At 61.3% G+C, this 21,289-nt stretch carries 21 protein-coding genes and 1 pseudogene; 10 read left to right on the forward strand and 12 right to left on the reverse strand.

The window, feature by feature from the left end:
* Positions 1–6: 6 nt before the first annotated feature.
* The 4 genes from FJ979_RS14980 to FJ979_RS14995 all read left to right on the forward strand — a co-directional run bounded on the left by FJ979_RS14980 (position 7) and on the right by FJ979_RS14995 (position 3,272).
* Positions 7–1,185 (forward strand): alanine racemase, encoded by a 1,179-nt coding sequence (locus FJ979_RS14980; protein ID WP_140581843.1) that lies wholly within the window; start codon positions 7–9, stop codon positions 1,183–1,185.
* A 55-nt stretch (positions 1,186–1,240) separates the two neighbouring features.
* Complete coding sequence (locus tag FJ979_RS14985) at positions 1,241–1,432, forward strand: hypothetical protein (RefSeq protein WP_224704882.1); 192 nt, start codon at positions 1,241–1,243, stop codon at positions 1,430–1,432.
* On the forward strand, positions 1,429–2,883 hold the full coding sequence (locus FJ979_RS14990; protein WP_140581846.1) for an aldehyde dehydrogenase family protein: 1,455 nt from the start codon (positions 1,429–1,431) through the stop codon (positions 2,881–2,883). Before FJ979_RS14985 ends, FJ979_RS14990 begins: the two co-directional genes overlap by 4 nt.
* A gap of 143 nt (positions 2,884–3,026) precedes the next feature.
* Positions 3,027–3,272: a DUF982 domain-containing protein gene (locus FJ979_RS14995; RefSeq protein ID WP_140559981.1), complete on the forward strand. Its 246-nt coding sequence runs from the start codon at positions 3,027–3,029 to the stop codon at positions 3,270–3,272.
* A gap of 582 nt (positions 3,273–3,854) precedes the next feature.
* Here FJ979_RS14995 and FJ979_RS15010 read toward each other — a convergent pair.
* On the reverse strand, positions 3,855–4,070 hold the full coding sequence (locus FJ979_RS15010) for a hypothetical protein (RefSeq protein ID WP_140559979.1): 216 nt from the start codon (positions 4,068–4,070) through the stop codon (positions 3,855–3,857).
* A gap of 958 nt (positions 4,071–5,028) precedes the next feature.
* Between FJ979_RS15010 and FJ979_RS15020 the strand changes: the two genes are divergently transcribed.
* Positions 5,029–5,238: a hypothetical protein gene (locus FJ979_RS15020; RefSeq protein WP_140581919.1), complete on the forward strand. Its 210-nt coding sequence runs from the start codon at positions 5,029–5,031 to the stop codon at positions 5,236–5,238.
* 1,282 nt (positions 5,239–6,520) lie between these two features.
* Here FJ979_RS15020 and FJ979_RS15025 read toward each other — a convergent pair.
* Genes FJ979_RS15025 through FJ979_RS15045 form a run of 5 tightly spaced genes read right to left on the reverse strand, consistent with a single transcriptional unit; the run spans position 6,521 to position 11,276 of the window.
* The gene (locus FJ979_RS15025; RefSeq protein WP_140581851.1) at positions 6,521–7,810 is read right to left on the reverse strand and encodes an extracellular solute-binding protein; all 1,290 of its coding nucleotides are present in this window, start codon (positions 7,808–7,810) and stop codon (positions 6,521–6,523) included.
* 28 nt (positions 7,811–7,838) lie between these two features.
* Positions 7,839–8,675: a carbohydrate ABC transporter permease gene (locus tag FJ979_RS15030; protein WP_140581853.1), complete on the reverse strand. Its 837-nt coding sequence runs from the start codon at positions 8,673–8,675 to the stop codon at positions 7,839–7,841.
* On the reverse strand, positions 8,665–9,612 hold the full coding sequence (locus FJ979_RS15035; RefSeq protein WP_140559974.1) for a sugar ABC transporter permease: 948 nt from the start codon (positions 9,610–9,612) through the stop codon (positions 8,665–8,667). The genes FJ979_RS15030 and FJ979_RS15035 overlap by 11 nt, the downstream gene beginning before the upstream one ends.
* 24 nt (positions 9,613–9,636) lie before the next feature.
* Positions 9,637–10,650 (reverse strand): TauD/TfdA family dioxygenase, encoded by a 1,014-nt coding sequence (locus FJ979_RS15040; RefSeq protein ID WP_140581855.1) that lies wholly within the window; start codon positions 10,648–10,650, stop codon positions 9,637–9,639.
* Positions 10,635–11,276 (reverse strand): TetR/AcrR family transcriptional regulator, encoded by a 642-nt coding sequence (locus FJ979_RS15045; RefSeq protein ID WP_181171873.1) that lies wholly within the window; start codon positions 11,274–11,276, stop codon positions 10,635–10,637. Before FJ979_RS15045 ends, FJ979_RS15040 begins: the two co-directional genes overlap by 16 nt.
* A gap of 149 nt (positions 11,277–11,425) precedes the next feature.
* On the opposite strand from FJ979_RS15045, the gene FJ979_RS15050 reads away from it, so the two are divergent.
* Positions 11,426–11,812: a RidA family protein gene (locus FJ979_RS15050; protein WP_224704881.1), complete on the forward strand. Its 387-nt coding sequence runs from the start codon at positions 11,426–11,428 to the stop codon at positions 11,810–11,812.
* A 630-nt stretch (positions 11,813–12,442) separates the two neighbouring features.
* On the opposite strand, the gene FJ979_RS33335 is transcribed toward FJ979_RS15050, so the two are convergent.
* The 6 genes from FJ979_RS33335 to FJ979_RS15075 all read right to left on the reverse strand — a co-directional run bounded on the left by FJ979_RS33335 (position 12,443) and on the right by FJ979_RS15075 (position 16,146).
* Positions 12,443–12,619 carry a sulfotransferase gene (locus tag FJ979_RS33335; protein WP_281405963.1) on the reverse strand — a complete coding sequence of 59 codons (177 nt, stop codon included), beginning with the start codon at positions 12,617–12,619 and terminating at the stop codon, positions 12,443–12,445.
* A complete protein-coding gene (locus FJ979_RS33340; protein WP_210239947.1) occupies positions 12,592–13,041 on the reverse strand; it encodes a sulfotransferase family protein in 450 nt (149 codons plus the stop codon). Before FJ979_RS33340 ends, FJ979_RS33335 begins: the two co-directional genes overlap by 28 nt.
* Positions 13,042–13,364: 323 nt before the next feature.
* Positions 13,365–13,586 (reverse strand): hypothetical protein, encoded by a 222-nt coding sequence (locus tag FJ979_RS15060; protein WP_140559971.1) that lies wholly within the window; start codon positions 13,584–13,586, stop codon positions 13,365–13,367.
* Between the two features lie 27 nt (positions 13,587–13,613).
* Positions 13,614–13,772 carry a DUF1127 domain-containing protein gene (locus FJ979_RS15065; protein WP_140559970.1) on the reverse strand — a complete coding sequence of 53 codons (159 nt, stop codon included), beginning with the start codon at positions 13,770–13,772 and terminating at the stop codon, positions 13,614–13,616.
* A 130-nt stretch (positions 13,773–13,902) separates the two neighbouring features.
* Positions 13,903–14,199 (reverse strand): DUF4242 domain-containing protein, encoded by a 297-nt coding sequence (locus tag FJ979_RS15070; protein ID WP_140581860.1) that lies wholly within the window; start codon positions 14,197–14,199, stop codon positions 13,903–13,905.
* A 102-nt stretch (positions 14,200–14,301) separates the two neighbouring features.
* The gene (locus FJ979_RS15075) at positions 14,302–16,146 is read right to left on the reverse strand and encodes a winged helix-turn-helix domain-containing protein (RefSeq protein WP_140559968.1); all 1,845 of its coding nucleotides are present in this window, start codon (positions 16,144–16,146) and stop codon (positions 14,302–14,304) included.
* A gap of 568 nt (positions 16,147–16,714) precedes the next feature.
* On the opposite strand from FJ979_RS15075, the gene FJ979_RS15080 reads away from it, so the two are divergent.
* The 4 genes and pseudogenes from FJ979_RS15080 to FJ979_RS15100 form a co-directional block, all read left to right on the forward strand.
* Positions 16,715–17,620, forward strand: a complete 906-nt coding sequence (locus FJ979_RS15080; protein WP_140559967.1) for an SMP-30/gluconolactonase/LRE family protein — start codon at positions 16,715–16,717, stop codon at positions 17,618–17,620.
* On the forward strand, positions 17,617–18,867 hold the full coding sequence (locus tag FJ979_RS15085; RefSeq protein ID WP_140559966.1) for an alpha-hydroxy acid oxidase: 1,251 nt from the start codon (positions 17,617–17,619) through the stop codon (positions 18,865–18,867). The genes FJ979_RS15080 and FJ979_RS15085 overlap by 4 nt, the downstream gene beginning before the upstream one ends.
* Positions 18,860–19,549 (forward strand): RraA family protein, encoded by a 690-nt coding sequence (locus FJ979_RS15090; RefSeq protein ID WP_140547177.1) that lies wholly within the window; start codon positions 18,860–18,862, stop codon positions 19,547–19,549. The genes FJ979_RS15085 and FJ979_RS15090 overlap by 8 nt, the downstream gene beginning before the upstream one ends.
* A gap of 1,060 nt (positions 19,550–20,609) precedes the next feature.
* A pseudogene (locus FJ979_RS15100) lies at positions 20,610–21,289 on the forward strand (ABC transporter transmembrane domain-containing protein); the annotation flags it as partial.

Below are 21,289 nucleotides of genomic sequence, written 5' to 3' on the forward strand. Positions count from 1 at the left end.
AAGGTCATGGACAATAGGGCGGCAAATCTATCAGGGAGCGCGACGGCGAAGAGTATCGACGCCCTTGTGACGCCGACCCTGCTGCTGGACCGCGGACGGCTCGGACGCAACATTCAACGCCTCGCTGAACGCGCCAAGAAGCTCGGCGTGGTGCTGCGTCCGCACATGAAGACGGCCAAGAGCATCGACGTCGCTTGCGACGTGTTTCCACAGGGACCCGGTCCCATCACGGTCTCGACCGTCGCCGAGGCGGCGTATTTCGCGGACCACGGCTTTCGCGACATCACCTATGCCGTCGGCATCTCGCCGGCTTCGGCAAGGCGCGCCATGGAGCTTTGTCGCCGTACCGGCGCCGATGTGAAGCTGCTTCTCGATTGCGTGGACCAGGCCGACGCCCTGGCCCGAGTGCGCGAAGCCACCGGCATGACGCCCTCGGTCCTCATCGAACTGGACTGCGACGACCATCGCGGTGGCTTGAGGCCGGACGACCCAAGATTGCTCGACGTGGCCAACAGGGTTGTCGCTGCCGGTGCCAAGCTCGTCGGCGTTCTCGCTCACGCGGGCGAATCCTACGGCTTGAACACACCCAATGCGCTGGTCAAGGCAGCGGAGAACGAGCGTTCAGCCGCCGTGCGCGCCGCTGAAATCCTGCGCGCTTATGGCCACGCCTGTCCGGTCGTCAGCGTCGGCTCGACGCCGACAGCGCATTTCGCCCAGAACCTGGAGGGTGTCACGGAGCTGCGCGCCGGCGTCTACATGTTCTTCGATCTCGTCCAGCATGGGGTTGGCGTCTGCGACCGCGACGATCTCGCAATTTCCGTTTTAGCCACCGTTATCGGCTCCAAGCCGGAAAATGGATGGGTGCTGGTTGACGCTGGGTGGATGGCGCTATCGCGCGACCGGGGAACCGCAAACCAGCAGATCGACCAGGGTTACGGCGTGGTCTGCGACGAAAAGGGGCGCGTGCTTGAAGATGTGATTGTGGCCCAGGCCAGCCAGGAACACGGTATCCTCTCCATTCGTGCCGGTTCCGGGAAATCCATGCCCGAACTGCCGCTCGGGTCTCGGGTCCGGATCCTGCCCAACCATGCGTGCGCGATGGCTGCCCAGCATGACTTCTACAGCGTCGTCAACGGGGACAGCCCCAAGATTGAAACGCGTTGGGAGCGGATGCGCGGCTGGTAGACGCGAACACACGCCTCGGACGAGCCCACTCTAATCAGCACTGGCGGTCAAGAAAATGAAATTTGCCTCTCACTGGTTGGATAAGTCGACGCTGATAGGCAGCACCATGACTGATGTCATGGATGGGCGCCCCGACCTGAACCTCTGGAAGGATTTCGAATGGCCAGCGATACCCGGCCATTTCGGGCGCCCCTGGTTCCTGCCGGTTCTGGGTGCCTATTCCCGCATTAAGGATCTTGTCGCGTGATCACGCCCCTCGAACATCTCTCGCGCAACGGCCACCTGGACAAGTTCTTCATCGACGGTCGATGGGCCGAGCCAAGCGGCACCGCCAAGGGCTTGGTGGTGAACCCCTCCACCGAAGAGGTTGTGGCTCGGTTTCCGCTCGGAAACAGCTTGGACGTGGATGCGGCCGTTGCAGCGGCCCGCCGGGCATTCACCGCCTGGAGCCGGACCACGCCGGAATATCGTGCCGGTCTGCTCGACCGCCTGCAGGCGCTGCTCGAGGCGCGCAGTGAACTGCTTGCGCAATGCCTCACCCTCGAAATGGGCGCGGCGATTGGATATTCGCGCACCGCCCAGGTGCCGCTGGCGATCGCGCATATCAAGGTCGCTCGCGATGTGGTGACAGCCTTTCCCTTCGTCAAGCAGCGGGGCCAAACCGCCGTCACCCACGAACCGATCGGTGTCTGCGCCTTGATCACGCCATGGAATTGGCCCCTTTACCAGATCACCGCCAAGGTTTCGCCCGCGCTCGCGGCAGGCTGCACGGTCGTGTTGAAGCCGAGCGAGCTTTCTCCCCTGGACGCTCTGCTGTTCGCCGAGGCGATCGAGGAAGCCGGCTTCCCTGCCGGAGTGTTCAATCTGGCGCAAGGTGATGGTGCACGCGTGGGTGCTAGTCTGGCATCCCATCCGAATGTCGACATGATTTCCATTACCGGGTCCACCCGCGCGGGCATTGCGGTGGCCCAGGCGGCAGCGCCGACAGTCAAGCGTGTCGCGCAGGAACTCGGCGGCAAGTCCCCGAACGTGATCCTGCCGGACGCCGATCTCGACCGCGCCGTTTCCCTGGGCATAGCCGCCGCCTTCCGCAATCTCGGCCAGTCATGCAGCGCTCCGACACGCATGATCGTGCCACGCGAGCGGCTGTCCGAGATCGAGGCAATCGCCAAGAGGGTCGCGGCCCAGATCGTCGTCGGCGATCCTCTTTCGGAAGCCACCACTCACGGTCCAATCGCCAACCGTGCCCAATTCGATCGCATCCAAATCATGATCGGCGTCGGTATTTCGGAGGGCGCCAGGCTCATCATCGGCGGACTGGGTCGTGCACACGATCTGAACGTCGGCCTCTATGTGAAGCCGACGATCTTTTCGGACGTGCGCACTAACATGCGCATTGCACAGGAAGAGGTTTTCGGTCCAGTTCTCTGCATCATCCCCTACGACACAGTTGATGAGGCCGTCAGCATTGCCAATGACACGGTCTATGGTCTGGGAGCCCATGTGCAGGGCAATGATATGGACGCCGTCAGAGACGTCGCATCGCGCATTCGCTCCGGTCAGGTGCATCTCAACTACCCGGCCTGGGATCCGCACGCGCCGTTTGGCGGTTTCAAGCAGTCCGGAAACGGACGCGAATATGGGATCGAGGGCATGCTGGAATATCTGGAGGTCAAATCCATCCTCGGCTATTTCTAGGCCATCTTTGCCCGGCGCAGAGGCGCGCCGTCGGAGCCATTCATGCCCGTAGTACAAGAGACCGACGGTGAATTGGTCGAGATCATCATGAACGAAGCCAAGTTTCGCGGCCAGTTCGTCCTGTTCGACCTCAGAGAGCCTTTATGAGCCTCCATTGGTTCAATCCCCCGGTCTCTATCAGGACTGGCAAGCCTGGCATGACGTATAGCTGCAACAACGTCGAGGGTGCAGCTCGGGAGCTCATGGGGTGGAACGATCGAGGCCCCAAATGGGACCTTGCGGTACGCGCCTGCCTGTCCTGTTTGGCTGGCGACATGACACCTGAGGATGTCCGCCAGGCGTTCATTGCCGCTGTTGAGGAGGGAGGCAAGCTGCTTGCCAGCGGTTGAGACTATAGCTTACTCCATGTCTGGCACGTCGCCACCCACAAACAGCGTCGTCGGCTCCCGTATTCGCGCAGTACCGGGTTGGCTTCACGCGACCTCGCAATGACGCCGGCATGGTTCCCAGCCAAGTCCTTGCGGTCCATATCGCCCGATCTCCAGTCGGCTGGTCCGAAGACAGGCCGGAGGTCGCCAGTCTCATCGCGGCCAAAGGCGGTGACGACGATTAGCTTCGGGGCTTTATGTTGCGGCATCAGGTTATCTGAGATGGGGGTCCTCTTTGGGCTGGAGCAAGAGCCGGTGGACGTTGAGCGGTGGAGGGGGCAGAACCTCGGTCATCTCGAATAGAGGCACCGATAGGCCCCCTTGCTCTGGCGCTGTGTGCTTTGACTTAAGGTCCGCTATTTCCTCGTCGCGTCTGGCAATTCGGCTTTCCAGATTGGCGATACGCTCAGTCAGCAAATACCGTCCAACAGCGAACCCGCCACCTCCAAACAGCACGGCAAACGTGGCAAAGGCTGCCGGGTTGGCCGCTACCAGTGCAGAGTTACTCCCAATGAAAGCGATAAGGTCATGCATTGAGGGTTGTCAGTCTGACCCCAGCACAGGCGGCGTAGGATCGAAGCTGATCGCCACGAGCCCCGGATGCCTGTGAGCGATGGCGAGGATCTGTGTCTCAAGCTCGCAGTTGTAAGCCATGAGCGCCTTTACGGTCTCAAGGGGCGTTTCGTAGCGGGCGATGAGCTTCTCTGCCTCCGCGTGTAATTCGGCTTTGGTTTCGGCGTCTAGGTGCATCGTGGCCATTGCAGTATTTTCCTAACGGGTTGCTCTGCGGGATGCCGAGCGCGCGTCAAGGCGGTCCTGAAGGTAACCGTTGAGAACGATCATTTCCTTGAGGGCCTTCATCACGTCGCCCTTGTGTACGGCAACGAACCTGTCGACGGTGGCTTGAAGGGCAGCCTCTTGCCGGCTGTCGAGTGACACAACGCAATCCACCTGAACGCCTCCTAATGTCGTGGATGGACAGTGAACAAAAACGGAACAAAGCTGTCAAGAGTGAAATGACGAGACGAGGAATAAATCCCTTTTTGGGCTATGCCTGACAGTGATGGAAGACGGAAGCGGGCCGCACGCCGACACCTGAAGCGTGCGCGTCAGTGCCTTCATGGGGATGATCAAGTGAGCAGAGAAACGGTTGAAGAATCGATGGGATGATCATAGCCCTGGCCGCGGAGAAGTGCTCTTCGTTTGGCTTCCTCTTCCCCTTCGGCCATCGAACACGCGGAACTCTGAGGCCCGCCTCGTCCCTTTAAGGCATATCTCTACCTGCTGAAGGCAACCAGGATGCCGAGCTCTTCCTGCATGGCGCCATGTGCCCCTCGATGCAGGAACTCGCAGTCCATCGGGCCCCGCTGGCTCCGGCCGGCGGGGTTTTCAGTCATCCAGCGAAACGAAGCCGCTTCCGGCAAGTTCGGAGACTAAAGGAGGTTCCGATGAGAGAGCACGGCGGCGGACCCGAAGATGACGAGGGCATGCAGTTGCTTGCTCGGCGGCTGGCTTGAGAGGTCGGCATCCCGGAACGAGAAGCGCGCGGGTTGATCAAGCTCATTGGTACCGACTGAAGTTCTTTGCGCGCGAAGCCCGTTTCCTGAAAAACCAGCGCTGGCCGTTGTGATCTCGGCCAGGATCGCTGCCCTTGAAGGTCTTGCACGGCCGGAGGTCTTGCTGCATGTTTTCGGTGTTGGATTCCCGGGAGAAAATCATGTCAATTCAACGAAAGGCGGCGGAGGCCGGTATTTTCGACGCATCTGAGTTGGCACTGCTTGGGCGGGTTTTCGACAACCTTAAGCTGGGCAACCCATCGCCGGATGAGCGCGAGTTCATTGCCTCCCGAATTATCGCGAATTACATGGCAGGTGTGGTCGACGAGGCGGAGTTGGTTTTGCTCTCGAAGCAGCCGCTGGGCCGTTAGCCAACTCGCGGAACTTACCGCCTGCCCAGTTTTTGCGTTTCGGGGCCTTGTCGGTCTTTTTTCTTTGACGCGGAACAACGTACTCTTTCCGAAGTTGGAGCGCCGGAAGCTTCGCAGCGATACTCCCAGCTTCCGCAGCCCGTCTCGCCCCACGGCAATGGCTTGAGGCGGGCTGCTTTTGCATTTCGGCGATGCCACGGCGGCCATTACAAACGCGTCCGCTGCCGAAAGGTGGCGGGCTTTTTGCTGTCCAGGTGGAACCCGGCCTGGAGACACTCGTTCTGTGCGGCAACACTGGGCGGCAACGTCAGATCGGGGTAGTGATGCGGAAAAGGCAACGGTTCACCGAGAAGGAAAAACAAGACAGAACGGAGCGCACCTCGGATGCTGCGCGCGAGTTGATCGAGGTCGAGCGCGCGGCACGGGATGCGAAAACAGCTCGGCTGCGGGAGCAGCGGCTGACGGCTGACATTCCCTATGCGAGTTCGGCGCCTAGGAAAAAGCGCGAGAACGCGGGGCCCCAATAGCCCACCACCGCTCGCGATGACGGAACATCGGCGCGAATAGATCTCAAGCGGTTCGGTTTCTGGTGTTCATGCCTGGTAACCTGACGCAAAAAGGTTGCGAAGACCGCGCACCAGAAACGTTAGTCATCCACAGGACCGTCCAAATGAGCAGTCAGCGCGCAGTGCGCAACTGCTGTTGCTGGGTCGCCATAAAGTTCTTCGCCCGCTTCAATGGCACGCACGGCATCAACCAGATCCCGGATCGTCAAAGTTGGTAACTTTGCCCTTCCGGTGGGCTAGTGGCGGCTGGAGCCCGCCGCAAACGATTTGGATCGTGCGATTGTAGAGATTGAACATGTCTGATGATCCATAAGCCGATGAGGGTCGACGGCAAGATCACTTGGCACATCCAGCAGTTTCTGGGGTGACAAGGAAAGACCTACGGATCGCTCGTCACCAGCGTTGATGCCTAATTAACCGCGGTGGCGATATGCAACAATGCCGAACAGAGCGGCGGCCCCGACATTGAGCACGGCCCAGAGTTCGCGGGGCAGGCGGACCGGTGCGAATGGGTTGAAGATGGCGCAGCTCCAAACACACGCTCCAACAAATTGCGAACGCTGATTGACGCGCACAAGACAGTATACTCGTCCTTCGGCGAAGCCCTGCACGAAACAGGCTCTGGCAACAGCAACGCCGCCAGAGCCAGCCAGGAAGCGGCGGCTAGTCTGTCAAGTGCCGGACGATACAGGCCGATGCCGGTCCATCTACAATGACTACGCCCGCATCAGCGGATTGACACGTTCCACAATAGCAGCGACCGCTTCCTTCGGGCTCTTGCGCCCAAGGACGGCCAGTTGAACCTCCTCGAGGAATGTCGACTGCGCGCGAACGGCTTCGGGAAAAGCCGGGAAGGCCGGTCTCGCCTTGGCAAGGGCGGCGGCCTCGACCTTCGCTTGCGGCTGCGACTCGACGAACGACGGCTCGCCATAGGTCGATACGCGGACGGGGCCGTTGCCGTTGCGCGCCATGCCGAGTGTGGCCGCCTTGCTTGCCACGAAGCGGATGTAATTCCAGGAGAGCTTCTTGTCAGCCGAATTGGCGGGAATGGCCATTGCCCAGGATTCGACGACCGCATGCATTTCCTGGCCGCTGCCGAGGACCTTGGAACCGGGGAATTCGATTGCCTTAATCTTTCCCGGCGCGGTCGACTGCTCCTTGTTGTTGAGCTGCGCGTGGCGGGCGAAAGGCAGCACTGCGAATGCTGCGCGTCCCTGCTGCATCCACGTCACCATGTCGTCGTTGCGGGTCGTGGCATAGCTGCGGGGGAGCGCCCCGACCTTGAAGAGGTCGGCTAGCACGAATAGGCCCTTTTCCATCGCCTCCGGGTTAGGGACCACGTGAAACTGCTTGTCGATGAAATCGCCGCCGAAGGCGCGGGCAAACATGACCGGGAACACCGCAAGATCGCTCGCAAGGACCATGCCGACGACCGGCGTGCCCGACTTCGAGGTGAAGGTCAGCTTCTTAGCCTGCTCGACCAGTTCCTCCAGCGTGTTTGGTGGCGCCGATATGCCGGCCTCCTGAAGCAGATCCTCGTTGTAGAAAAGCCCCTGCGTGGCGTGGCGCACTGGGATGCCGACAAGTTTGCCGTCGACCGTCATCGACTGGCGCAGGCCCTCGGCGATGTCGTCGAAGTCCTCGATCGGCTCAACTTTCTGGAAGTCGTCGAGCGGCTCAAAGAGTGAGGCGATCTGCGAGGTCATGCGGTTGTCAATGACGTAGCCGACGTTGAAGTCGGTCGCGCTCAGGCTCGCCTCGCGGAACAGCCGGTCCTGGAGCGGATTGCTGTCGAGCGTCGTCCAGGATATCTGGACGTTGTTCTTGTCCTCCCAGGGCTTGATCACATTGCCGGCAGCGCCGGTCGTCAGGTTCGTCTGGTGGACGCGGTGGCAAAGCACGTTCAGCGTCTTCGCTTCGGCATGGGCGAGCCGACCCAATGCGCCCGTCGCGCCGGCGGCCATCGCGGTCGTCAGCAGGGCTCTGCGTGTCATATGCAAAGGCATTGTCTTCCTCCCTTTCCTGGTGACGACGTCACCCTTTGGTCGCGCCGGCGGTCAGCCCGGCGACAAGAAACCGGTTCATCAGCACCACGAAGACGAGAACCGGCAACAATTGGACGGTAGAGGCCGCAAAGAGCACGCCCCAGTCGACGCCATCGACCGAACTGATCATCTCCGAGAGGACCAGAGGCGCGGTCTTGGCGTTGTTGGCGGTGAAGATGTAAGCGAACAGGAACTCGTTCCACGCGAAGACGACGACGAAGACGGCGACGGCGAGCATGCCTGGCGCTACGAGCGGCAGGATGATCTTCACGAGGACCGTCAGCGGCCGCGCGCCATCGAGGACCGCCGCCTCGTCGAGTTCGCGCGGCACCTGATCGATGAAGGTGCGCATCAAAAGCGTTCCGAGCGAGACAAAGAAGCTCGCGTAAAGCAAGATCAGCACCAAATGGGTATCGTTGAGCCCAAGCCGGTTGACGACCGGGAAGAGTGGCAGCGTCACCACGATTGGCGGGATCAGCCGCGATCCGATCAGGAACATTACCGATCCTTCCAGGAAACGGACACCGCGATAGCGTGAATAGGCATAACCGGCGAGCAAACTCGCCGTGACGGCAAGCGCCGTCGCCCCGGCGGTGATGATCAGGCTGTTGACGAGCCCCTCGAAGAAGGCCGGCCAGCGCAGCCATAGCGAGGCGTAGTGGTCGAGGGTCGGGTTGAAGAAGAGCTCCGGCGGAACCGCGAAAATCTCGCGACCGGGCTTGAACGACGAGAGCACGATGAAGCCGATCGGGAACAGCGACCAGACGACGATTGCCGCAACAGCGAGCGTCTTTGCGGCACCGATGGCGAGACGCTCAGGACGCATTGGCCACTGATTCCTTGCGTAGCCGCCATACATAGCCAGTCGCCAGAAGCAGCGAGATGACGACCATCATCCACGCCGTCGCGGCCGCCGTGCCGAACGAGTTGTAGCGGAAGCCTTCCTGATAAAGATAAACCGAAACGACCTCGGTCGTACGTGCCGGGCCGCCCTGGGTCAGGAGCCAGACCTCGGAAAAGAGACGGAAGGCGAAGATGTAGCGGAAGAGCAGCGCGATCAGTATCGCTGGCGCCAGAAGCGGCAGCGTGATGTTGCGGAAGAGCTGGAACGCGTTGGCCCCGTCGGTACGCCCAGCCTCGTAAAGCTCCTTTGGAACCGCGAGCCTTGCCGCGTAAAGGATGATGAATGTGAACGGCAGGTGCAGCCAGATCGTCAGCAGGCCGACGAGGATGAGGCCGTGGGAAGGGATGAACGTCCAGTCGAGCGTCGGCAGCCCGGTGTATCGCAGCATAAGCGTGATCGGCCCGACGTCCGGATCGAACAGGAAACGCCACATGGCGACCGCGGTCACCTCGCTGATGGCGTAGGGAGCGAGCACCACGACGAGCAGGACACGCTGAAAGGGGAGCCCGGAGGTGAAAAGCAGGGCTAGGCCGAGGCCGAGCAGCAGTTCGAGATGGACAGCCACGGCGACGACGAGAACTGTGTTCCAGATCGAGCGCCAGAAATAAGGATCTGTGAGGACACGGATATAGTTGTCGAGCCCGACGAACGTTGCCGATTGGCCGAATGACGAGGCCTCGAAACTCAGCCACAGGACGAAGATGGCGGGTAGCACGATAATCCCGAGCACCAGGAGGTGCACGGGTGTCGCATAAACATAGGCAGGCGAAAGCGCGAGGCGCCGCCTCTTGGTCCCGCCAACCGATTGCGCCGCCGTTTCCCTGGTGTGGCCAACGGAGGCCTCGGAACCAAATGCCATTGCTCCTCCCTGAGCGGTTGCGCGTCAGCCGTCCGCGGCGGCAAGTGGAACGGTACCCTCCACCGTCGTTCTGTACATCACCCGGCGGTATCCGGGGTAATCATTGATGGCAGTGTGCAGGACGTGGGGATTGTTCCACATGCCGAGCGTCTTGGGTTCCCAACGGAGCCTGCAGTTGAACTCGGGCCGGACAGCCCGCGCCATCAGGAAGTCGATCATCGGTTTGCTTTCTTCCTCCGTCATCCCCTTGAAATTGGTCATGACGCTGCTGACAAAGACATAGCGCCGGCCGGTCGCGGGATGCCGGCAGATCACAGGGTGCTCGACGACGGCATTCTCGATCGCCTCGACATCGGCCTTGACGCCGAGCCGGCTGTGGGCCGCATTGATGGCGAAGACCCCGCGGCCGCTATGGATGCCGGTCAGCCCTTGCAGGATTTCGATCAGTCGCGGCGAAAGCGAGGCGTACGCCTTTTCGAGGCTTGAGAAGCACGTGTCGCCGCCGACCGGCGGCACCTCTTCGCCATAGAGCATGGTGATGCCGGGCGGCTTCGGTAGCCAGGCGAGGTCCATATGCCAGTCCTCGCCGATCACCTTGCCCGTGTCGTCCGGCTCGCGCACGAAGCGCACGATGTCGTCGAAGCCGTCGATCGGCGTATGAACCGGATTGCCGCTAAACCGGCCGAACCGGCGGGCGACCTTGTGGAGGCCAGCGGCATCAAGCTGCTGATCGCGCACGGCGAGCACGTGGTACTTGTGGAGTGCCCGGCGAACGTCTTCGAAACCATCCTCGCTCGCACTCGCCAGATCGATCCCGCGGATTTCTGCGCCGAGCGCTCCGGTGAAGGGGCTGACCTCGAAACGGATAAATTCGTCATCCCGCAGCACGTGATCCTCCCTTGTACCGTCAGCGTCATCCGCATGGGCTGGCTGACTTACGTGTAAGTAAGTAACGCGAAAGCGAGCAGCTGTCAACTCGCTCTTGCTTTGATTTGCTGGACGTCTAGCCTTGAGGTGAGCTCTTACCCGTCCTGCCATGCCGCGCGGATGATCGCCTCCAGTGCGGCGAAGGTCCTGGCGACCTCGTCGAAGCTTCCTGTGTCCTGCGTCATCGGTGGACAGGACAGAAGCGTGATGCGCAGCATGTGCACGAGTTCGTCCCTAAGCGTGTGAGGGGACAGTTCTCCGTCCTTCACAGCCTGGTTCACGGCATCGCGCAGGCTCTGTTCATAGACCTGGTTGACCCGCTCCAGGGCATGTTCGGCTGGTTCGCCGAGAACGAGCAGGTCGTGACGCAGACGCGAAAGCGGGCTCCACATATTGCGGGCTCCCTTCTCTGCGTTGAAACGTTCGTAGAAGCGGCGCAGATCCTCGAGCTGCATATCGAGTCGGTCGAAGAACCGGGCGTCGGGCGTCGTCCAGAAGCGCTTGATCCGGGCCTCCGCGTTCACGGCGAAGTCGGCGATCAGTTCCTCCATCAACTGACGCTTGTTGCCGAAGTGATGGTGGATGTTAGCCCGCGTCGTGCCGATCGCCGTCGCTATATCGCCGAAGCTGAAACCGTCGTGGCCGCGCAGGACATAGAAGTCGGCCGCGACCTCTTTGATCCTGCTGCGGGTGGAGGATGCCTCGTCACCGGAAGGTCCTGAAGTGTTGCCTCTCATATCCCTTCCAAAATCCAAGCCGCTCTGCGCTGTGACGATGCGATCGGCGCGCCCATCATACAATGTCATGGATATATGCGTCGTACATGTCTGTTCTTTCACCCCGTGCAAATCTAAAATGCAGTTAGCTAGATGTGAGCTTTCGGGAGGTGTCTAGTCGTCCCCGTTGGGGCAGACCAGGTGTCGATCCCTGCCGGCCACTATACGCACGGCATGGCCGGTGGAGGCCAGCTTTACATCTCCGGCCAACCCCGGTTCCAGCCGAGGGCAGTCTTTGCCGCGATAAGGATTTCGAGACGCAAGCTCGGGAGAACATTGCTAATATGCTGGCAATCCTTAAGGCCGGTGGCGGCGGACCCCGCGATTTGCTGAAAGTGACCGCCTACATTGTCGGTGTGTCCAACTGGCCGCGCTTCAACGCAGTTTACGCCGCTCTGTTGCCCGACGCCCGTCCTGCCCGCATCGTCGTGCCCGTGACGGAGCTCCATCATGGTTCCCTCGTCGGGATTGACGCCATCGCCATGCTACCGCACTGAAACGTCGCTGTCTGGCGGTCCTCAACACCCAGAGACAGAGATGGGCTACCGTGCAGTTCTGCGAGCTTCGGGTACATCCGTCATTTTCTGAACGCGGGCCGGTCGCGGTGCGAGCGTCGTAGCTTGGCATGTCGGTGGCCGCAGTTGAAAAGAATCGCCGGGTGCCCTGGCTAATCTTAAGGCGAGCACTTGAAGTCGATCCCGCCCAGACCGTTCTTGGCGCCGCTGGCGACACAAGCGGGTCATTCCACATTCGGAAGCTTTCGCGGGAAGTGGCCCCGACTGTCGCAACTCTAAATCGAACAAGAACTTGTGGCTACGATCTGACCTCTTCGCCCGGCGACATTTCGATTGGAGGCGCGACTAACCTGTTTGACGGCCTCGGCTTCCTCGTGTCGAAACGGGAAGGTTTGAGCGGCCGCTTTGCGCCTCAAGTTGGCCGTTGAAATTATCATGGCCGCCGTCCAGAAGCAGACATCCGAGCGGCTAGCCGCAATGGCGCTTTCGCCCAACAGCGGCCACCCTCCCCTTGCTGGTGCACCCACTTCTATTGGTTACAAGCATCGGAGCCGGCGTGGACAGGCTGCTACGCGCGTTACCCGGGCTGCGGCCTCAAACTCGGTGCGGGGCTTATTTGGCGAAGCGGCTTCGGAATTCGGTAGTGGTGTTGCTGTGGGGGAAGGGTTCGGCCGGGATCGGCACGGCGAGAAAGGCGCACAGGTTCGGCCAGCCGTCGGCCACCTGATAGACCAGCAGGCGCGACGGCGGGAAAGCCGAGATCACTTCGGCGTTGTGGGCTTCGAGCACTTCGATGGCATGGGTTTCGTCGTCGAGACGACCGCCGAAAATTTCCTCTCTATGACGGCCCGGCCAAAACTTTGCGGGTCGGAGGTCTCGCCCATGGTGTTGAAGATCGTGGCACGTGCGCTCCTGTACCAGTCTTCGGCGTTGCGAATGGTGAGGATGAGCTTGGCGTCGGGGAAATACTCGGCGAGTTCGCGCCAGAAATAGGCCGTCGGCCAGTCGACTGCCGACTTGTAACCGGCGTAGACGACGTCCCAATCCACCGGCTCGCCGCGCCCGGCGGCGCGGATCAGGTTGCGGTGCTCGGGGTTAGAGTTGACGTCCTCCATGTGATGGCACGGCCCGAACCCGAGCATTTCAAGCGCCAGGTTCAGAGTGTGCGTGCCGGTGCGGCCGAAACCAGCCCCGATAACAGATAATGCCATGAGAGCCTCCTGTGGCGGGAGCGGATCATAGATTGCAGACGTTGGGAAGGGAGGATGGTCCTGGCGCTCACCCTGGGATACCAAATCGGATATCGAGCGATGCGCCAAACTCGCTCTGCCCGAATGCTACATGCGGGCCGGCCTGTTACGGCGTCGATAGCGATCCGAGCCGCAGGGAGCTAGGCGGCGGCCTTGGTTCCAGCATCATAGCCCGCTAGAAATCTGGCAATTCCGTCCATCATGGGGTGGAAGAGGACTGGCAGCTATTTAAGTGCCAACGGCGGCTCGGCGCCTCCATTCGCATCAGGTCAGCAAGCGTTGCTTCAACCATAGCGAGACTTCAAGATGCGGCCGATCTGGACCAGATTCAGAAGCACAAAGAAAACATTCCAGCCGACGACGTTCATGAGCGGCGCCGGCTGGCTGTAGAAATACACGGCAAGGCAGATTGCGGCCGTGGTGGTGAGAATCCTCAGCCGCAAAATGTCCAGTGTGAAGTAGGCGATCACATACAGGATGTTCGCCATGTTTATCAGAAGTTCCATGTCCCTGGTTTCCAATTGGGCGGCCACTCAGACGAGACGATCCTTGAAGTGCTCCCGAACGGCATAGGAGATCGCACCGCGGCGAATGCCTATGTCCTTCAAGATGTGGTCAGGCAGCTCCTGCAAGGCTCTCTCGGCCCTGCGGGCCCTCAGACTGACCGAAACGCGTCTTAGATATTGAAGCATTGGTTTCTCCATTCGTGGGGAATCGCAGCACTGGCAAGCGGCATGCCGCCCCGAGTGCCGTCTGTTCATTGTTTACTGCTTGGGATGACGCTGCCCCGCTTTGATTACGCGGGGCAGCAACTGGACGTCGTCAGGCGGCCGCCGTCATCGGATCATTGCGAAGGACGACCGTGTCGAGGATCGGGTAGAATTCCTCACCGGGCATGCCGACGCGCTTGGCGTGATCGCGGATCGCCTCGCCGTCTTTGGCCTCGTAGATGCAGAAGGTGCCGATACGCCCGTCGGGTTCGTGCACGACATAGCTGCGGATCCAGCTGACCGTGCCCGACATCTGTTCCTTGGCGACCTTTGCCGATTTGGCGCCGGCGGCTTCGAGTTCCTGCAGAGATGCCCAAGCGCTGGGGCGGCGAATAACAAACAGGTTCATGATCTTTCCCTTCGATTTCGCGCCAGCTCTTCGCGGCGCCATTGATTGCCAGGCGTGTCTGCCTGGCTGGGGAAAAATTACCTCTAGGGGGACTGATCGTCCTTACCGGGACCTGATCTCTGGCTGATCTTTCGCTGTCACCCGATAAGCTCGATCAGCAGCTCGTCCTGAGGCATTGGCAGGGTGCTGGCTCTCGCGCGAAAAGCTGTGACGGAGGGTCGCGGCTTTCTCTTCCAGGCGTCGTGATCCCAGCTGGCGGGCCGATCTCTCTGCAGCGGTGATTTCCACCTTCGCTCCGCTGACGTCGCCGGAACTCAACAAAGCACTGGCGAGCTGCAGCCGAACCCTTGCTGCGTGATACTCGACGCCTGCGCTGGTCCAGAGCTGCCGGGCCAAGGCCAGAAGCCGATGTCCGTTCGCATCGCCTGGCTCGCAAAGTGCGGCCTTGGTTTCGGCTATCAATGCCTGCGTTGCCGGTTGCCGCCAGCGTTCGGGCTGCGCGTCTATTTCGTCGAGATAGATCTTCGCCTGGGCTGAGCGCCCGCCTCGCGCTGCAATGCAGGCTGCGTGCACCAGCAGGTTTCCGCGCCGCTGCAGATGGAACCACGACACCCCATGCAGGGCTCTGTCCAGTGTGGCCAGCGCCCCGTCCAGATCGCCTGTTTCGAACAGAAGCACGGCATTGCCCGGCTCCGCGTCCCAACCTAGCGCATAAGCCTGGTCGTAGTCGGCGCGCGCCGATGCGAGGTCGCCGATCATGGCGAAGATATCGCCGCGGACACGGAAGCCTTCGCCGAGCGACCAGGATTCCTCCGCGGAGAGTTTGGGCAGCGCTTCGTTTATGCAGGTCAGCGCTTCAGGCAATATCTGCTGCGCCGCGACCACTTCGGCACGATGAAGGTCGCAAGCGCCCGAGGTCTGCGCAAAACTTGCGGTGCACCAGCTTTCGAAGCCTTCGCTCCACTGGCGGGCACGGGGCCAATCCGCGTACGTCCTGCAACTCCAGAGAATATTGCAGTAAACCAAGCTGCCGGTGATCGGGTCGACCTGGCTCGACAAAGCGATCGCCGCCGCATGGTTTTGCTGCTCGCTGCCCTCCTCGATCTTGCCGAGGGCGAGATTGAAAAATCCCTTGTATGTCAGTGTCAGGGCTCGCAGGCCGGGATCGTCGCAATGTTCAGCTATCGCGTAGGCAGCTGACGCCAGTTGCAGCGCTTCCTCGGGACGGCCGCCCGAGGATGCCAGGCGTGACCTCATCCATAGCAGATAGGCTTGTGCGCTATCGTCTTTCGACTGGGAAAGAAGCGATGCAGCACGTTCCAGCCATCCCTCTGCGACGGCACCTGATCCGCGCTCGGCCTGGATCTTGGCGAGCGTGACAGCCGATCTGGCGGCGCGAGCGAAGTCGCCTGCCTCGACATGAGCCGCCACCGCGCGGGCCAACACAGGGATCGCCTCGGTCGGCCGCCCGCCACATTCGACCACCAGTGCCCAGAGATCGACGTCAGCAGGAGAGAGACCCTCATTGTCCGCCAAATGCGAGAACAGTTTTGCAGCCGTGCTCCAGTCGCGCAGGGCTGCCAGCCTGCGGGCCTCGGCAAGCTTGTCGTCCCCTTGCAACGAGGCAGGCTGCACATAGCCCAGTCCCGGTTCATCGATGGCAAAGCGATAACCGTGGCGAACGTAGCTGTGTATTGCGTCCTGCAACCCGCCCGCTGCAAGCGTCTTTCGAGTGAGGCTGACGACGCGCTGTAGCGACGCTTCCGTCACGATGACATCCGGCCACAGAGCGTCCATCAGCTCGTCTTTTGGAACCACCCTGCCGGCGTTGCGCACCAGATACACCAGCAGATCAAAGACAAGCGGCTGGATCTTCTGCTCAACGCCGCCTAGCGACAGTTTGCGGGCAGCTTCGTCAAGTTCGAATTGTCCAAATGCGTGTTGCATCGTCTCATCCCGATGCGACAATCTACCTTATCGGCTTTGACTGCGGGAGGGGTCTGGATCGAAAGGTGGGAGGCCTAACTTGGTCCGTAACCCAACGGCTGCTTTAGCGATAGCCCGCCAAAACTGAACGGTCTGCTTAGGCGCAAATTGTTTTAGTATTCCGCGAGCCCGATGCGGCGAAAGCGGCTTGTGTGGAATAGGCGTGGGCGGGCGAGGGCAGACGTTCACAGATGCGCGGTCGTCTCCTAGGAGTCGCTTAGTAGCGCCTGCGCGGGCTGACACGTTGACGTTAGAATGTCCATCAGTGTTCGCTCACGAACAAAAGCGGACTGTCTGCCTTCGGCCCCAATTCCTGCCAGTCAGCAAGGCGCCTCATCTCAGCCATTCCCGCACCACCGTCCGGCTTCTAGAAGCGGACATCGCTGGTGCCGACGCTCCTGTCGACTTCGCGCCCCAAAGCGGCCATGCGTCGATGCCTGCAATCGCCGCACAATGTATTCAACGAACGCGTAGACGGCTGGATTAGACCCGACAAATCTTGATAGGCTGCCGGTCTGGAGATCGCACCATGAAGGAGGTTGAAAAGCTCGCAGTCGAGGTTGTCGCGACTGGCCTCGGCTGGCCCGAGGGTCCAACGATGCTTTCCGATGGGCGCGTTGTCATCGTCGAAAGCTATCGCAGCCAGCTGACCGCCATCGATCGTGAAGGAACTGCTCGGCAGTTCGCGTATGTTGCGGGAGCGCCGAATGCATGCGTTCTCGGTTCGGATGGCCTGCTCTACGTCTGTCAGAATGGTGGCACGACCGGACCTTGGCGGGCCGCGGAGATGACAACGCCATCGATCCAGCGAGTTGCCGAAGGCGGAAAGCCGGAAATCCTGCTAACGGAAGTTGCGGGCATTCGGGTCAATGGCCCAAACGATCTCGTGTTTGCTGCTGATGGCCGGCTTATCTTCAGCGATCCCGGCACATACAACCCCAGCAATCCGGACCCCAGCTACATCTTTGCCGTCAACCCCGATGGCAGTGCCTACCTTGCTGTCGGCTTCGACGAGCCGACCTTCCCGAATGGAGTGGCGATCGAGACGGACGGCTCGATCGTCTGGGCTGAGTCCTACACGGGGCACGTCAAGCGGCAGCGTCCCAATGGTTGCGTCGAAGATCTTGGCCGCTTGCCTGGAACCAATCCGATCCCGGACGGGCTGAAGGTCGGCGCCGATGGCCGCCTTTATGTCACAGATATTGCCGCCAATGGTATTCATGTGCTGAAGCCCGACGGTACCGCGGAAGGTTTCTTCATCTGCGGCAAGGCAACGACCAACTGCGTCTTCTCCGGCGAGATGCTTTGGGTGACAAATGCCGGCGTGCTGGCGACCGGCAGCGACCCCTCCTTCGACGGCACGCTCTGCTGTGTGCGTGTTCCGGGGGGCGGAGGACCGACGCATTACGGTCGCATCGGCGGTAAGAAACCGTGAGTAGTTCCTCGATTATCTCGAACATAGGCCCTCGGGCCAACGGCGGTGCGGGCGTTGCAGAATCACCTGCTTCGACGGCGGCGCTGAAGCGCCTGTACAGCATCGCCGCGGTGCGCGACGCCGCACTGCGGACGTTGCCGCGCCCGGTGTTCGACTTCGCCGACGGCGGCGCCGAGGATGAGCGAACGCTGCGCCGCAACGAACAGGCGTTCAACGACGTTGCTATCCTGCCGAGGCCCCTCAACGGTGCAGCGACACGGGATCTCTCCCTTGATCTTTTCGGCGCAAAGCTCGCCATCCCGCTCGGTATCGCGCCAACTGGCCTGGCTGGTCTGTTCTGGCCCGACGGCGAGTGCGCGGCAGCCCGAGCAGCGGCAGCCGCTGGCACCTTCTACTGCGCCAGTCACGGCTCGGCCTGCACACTGGAGGACATAGCAGCCACCGGGACCAGCCCGCGATGGATGCAGGTGTTCATCTACACCGATCGCGGCTTCACCCGGGAAATGGTGGATCGGGCGAGTGCCTCAGGATACGGCGCGCTGGTGCTCACCGTCGACAACCAGCTGCTCGGCAACCGGGAACGCGACATCCGCAACGGGTTTTCCATCCCGCCGCGCTTCGGTGTGGCAGGGACGCTGGCGGCCGCCACCAAGGCGGCGTGGCTGCTGCGCATGCGCACCCGGCTTCCGAAACTGACCTTCGGCAACTACCTGCGTCCCGGCGAGACGGCGACGGTTGGCGCGCTGGCGGGCCGCATGGCCGCACTGCTCGACCCTGGTCTGTCCTGGGCCGACGTCGACTGGCTGCGCACCGTTTGGTCCGGACCGTTGTTGCTGAAGGGCATCCTGCATCCCGGAGAAGCCACGGAGGCCGTGGCGCGCGGTATCGACGGCGTCATCGTGTCCAATCACGGCGGACGCCAACTTGACGGTGCCGTCGCGTCGTTCGACGCGCTGCCTGCGGTGGTCGCGGCTGTCGATGGCCGCATACCTGTACTGATTGACGGCGGCGTTAGGAGGGGCTCCGACGTCGTCAAGGCGTTGGCGCTCGGAGCGTCCTGCTGTCTGATCGGCCGGCCACAGCTATGGGGGCTCGCGGTCGCCGGCGAAGATGGGGTGCGACACGTGCTCGAACTTTACCGCAAGGAGATCGACCGGGTCATGGGGCTGATGGGGGCACGGAGCCTTAGCGACCTCGGTCCAGACTGTCTTTCGTTCGTTCAAGCTACGAGGCTGCCACATGATTGAAGACCCGCCGCTGCTCACTATCAAGCGCCGTTTCGAACGGCCTGCGGCAGACATCACCAGTGCCTTTTCCGGCGTGCCCGTCAGCCAGGTCGTCGACGCCATGGGCGGGCGCGGAGCCTTGCACCATGCGATCAAGCCGCTATCACCAGCTGCTGCTACGCTGGTCGGCGTCGCCGTGACCTGTCAGTGCGGCCCTTCCGACAATCTCGCGCTGTTTGGGGCGCTGGACGTCGCCGTAAGTGGCGATGTCATCATTGCGGCCACCGACAGCTTTGCCGGGGCGGCCGTCACCGGGGATCTCGTGCTTGGCATGGCGCGCAATAAGGGGGTCGCCGGCTTCGTCACCGACGGCCTCGTGCGCGATGTTATCGGGATCGAGGCGGTCGGGTTGCCGGTTTACTGTGCTGGCGTTATCGCGAACTCGCCGGCGCGCAATGGTCCAGGCACAGTCGGTTTTCCGGTGGTGCTGGGAGGCGTGACTATCTCGCCGGGAGACATACTGATCGGCGACCGCGATGGCGTCGCCGTGGTACCCCGCCTGGAGGCTAGGACCGTGCTGGCGCGGCTCGCCGCCATCAAGGCGGCCGAGCAGGATCTTGATGCCAAGGTGCGCCAAGGTCTGGAAATGCCCGAGTTCGCCACCGTCGTCCTCAAGTCTGACAGGACGCGCTTCGTTGATTGAAATGGGGTTGCCGAATTGCAAAAAAGATTTGAGGACAACATCATACCGATGAGGTGACGCGACTGCCAGCGTGCGGAGCGCTCAAACGTAATTTACGCGGCGCGCCGTTGGGGCAAATGGGGACCCGAGCGGGCTCGACGAGGGTCGACGGCAGTCACGATGCTGTGGTGGTGATCGCAGTAGACGCGATCAGGCGAAGTTGGCCCGGCACAAAAACGGTAGCCGCCAGGTACTGACGGGTCTTCGCTCACCGGGAAGCGGCACTGGTATACGCCGAGCTGAATGAGGGGAACGTCTCTTGACGTTAGTCTGATATTTTCAGGCATGATGGTTTCCAGGTTCCTTTAGTCCATAGCCATTGCTGGCTGACGACCGCAGTGCGACGTCGGGCGAGCTTCTCTCGTTTGGAGGGCTTTGGATCAGCATATGGTGCTTGTCGCGCCGTCAATGAAGTCCGACCGCCCCGCTTCTGAGGCCAATAGTTTGCGACTTAAGGCCACACCTGCGAGACTCAGGAAACACAGGCAAAGTCCCATCGTAGAGCGCCTCGGCCGGGGTTTGTCCCTTGGCGGAGGTGTAGTGGCTTCGTGAGCGCGCGCCGCCGTGCACGTTCAGGACCCTGATGCCGTTGCTCAAAACCCAAACCGCTCCGAAAGACGGAGCTCGACCCAACGATGACCTTTTCAATGTCCGCGTTGTGAATGGCAGCAATGCGCCTTCAACTCGGTCGTTCGAGCTTGCTTGTGGCTGTCCCGAAAGCTGACGGCAGGAGATGGGGCGCGTACAGTGCGCGAGTGGTGAACTCGGTTGTGCCAAGGGGCCGTGCATTGGCTTGGGAAAACCAAGCCCGACTCCCAGGGGCATGAAAAAGCGTATGCCGCTCGGTTGTCCGATCGAATTCGGAGAAGGGGAAGAAGCCCTAAGTTTTGATCTTTTCGGCGGCGCGGTCGCAAATATCCTGACATTTGCCAGATGTTCTATCTAACATTGCAGCCGGTAACGGATCCTATCCCGGCCCGTGGAGCTACCCCGCCTCCTTCCGATTTGACCCGAGTGGCCCATCTCAATTTCAGACGCGATCTACCGTCCCTTCGAAAATTTGATCCGGCCACTTGAAATTCCCTACCGGCCGCTGCCCTCCAAGGGGCCGGTGGCGGTTCTCATGCACTTCATCTCGATGTTCCGGGCGGTATTGATCGCGCTCGCGCTTTCCTCCATGGCGATGGAAGCCATCAATCTGACGATCGTCTGGGGGCTTTCCGTCATCGTCGACGGCGTCACGTAACAGGGCGCTTCCGCATTTCTGCAAAACGAATGGCCGCTTTTGACTTTCCTTGGCCTGCTGATCTTTCCGGCCATGCCGGTAGCCTCGTTCCTGCTCAACACTCTGACCTCGCACACGCTCGGCGTCGGCATGCCGGCCGCCATCCAGTGGCAGGGCCACAAGGCGGTGGAGCGGCAGGATCTCGCCTTTTTCCATGATCTCTATGCCGGTCAGGTTGCCTCGCGCCTGCAGCAGGTGGGATCTGCCGTCCAGCAGCAGATCATTGCCGCGCTCCAATCCATTCCGCGCTTCCTGCTGCAACTGGTCGGCTCGGTCGGCCTGCTCAGCGCGCTGTCCTGGCAGCTGACTTTGCCGGTCATCGTCTGGTTCGCGCTCATGTGGCATTCACCGTTAGAGTGGTTCCCAGCTTTGCCGAACGCGCGCGCCGCACCGCCAAGCAGCGCAGCCTGGTGGCC

This window comes from Mesorhizobium sp. B1-1-6, assembly GCF_006443035.1.
In the GTDB taxonomy this organism is placed as follows: domain Bacteria; phylum Pseudomonadota; class Alphaproteobacteria; order Rhizobiales; family Rhizobiaceae; genus Mesorhizobium.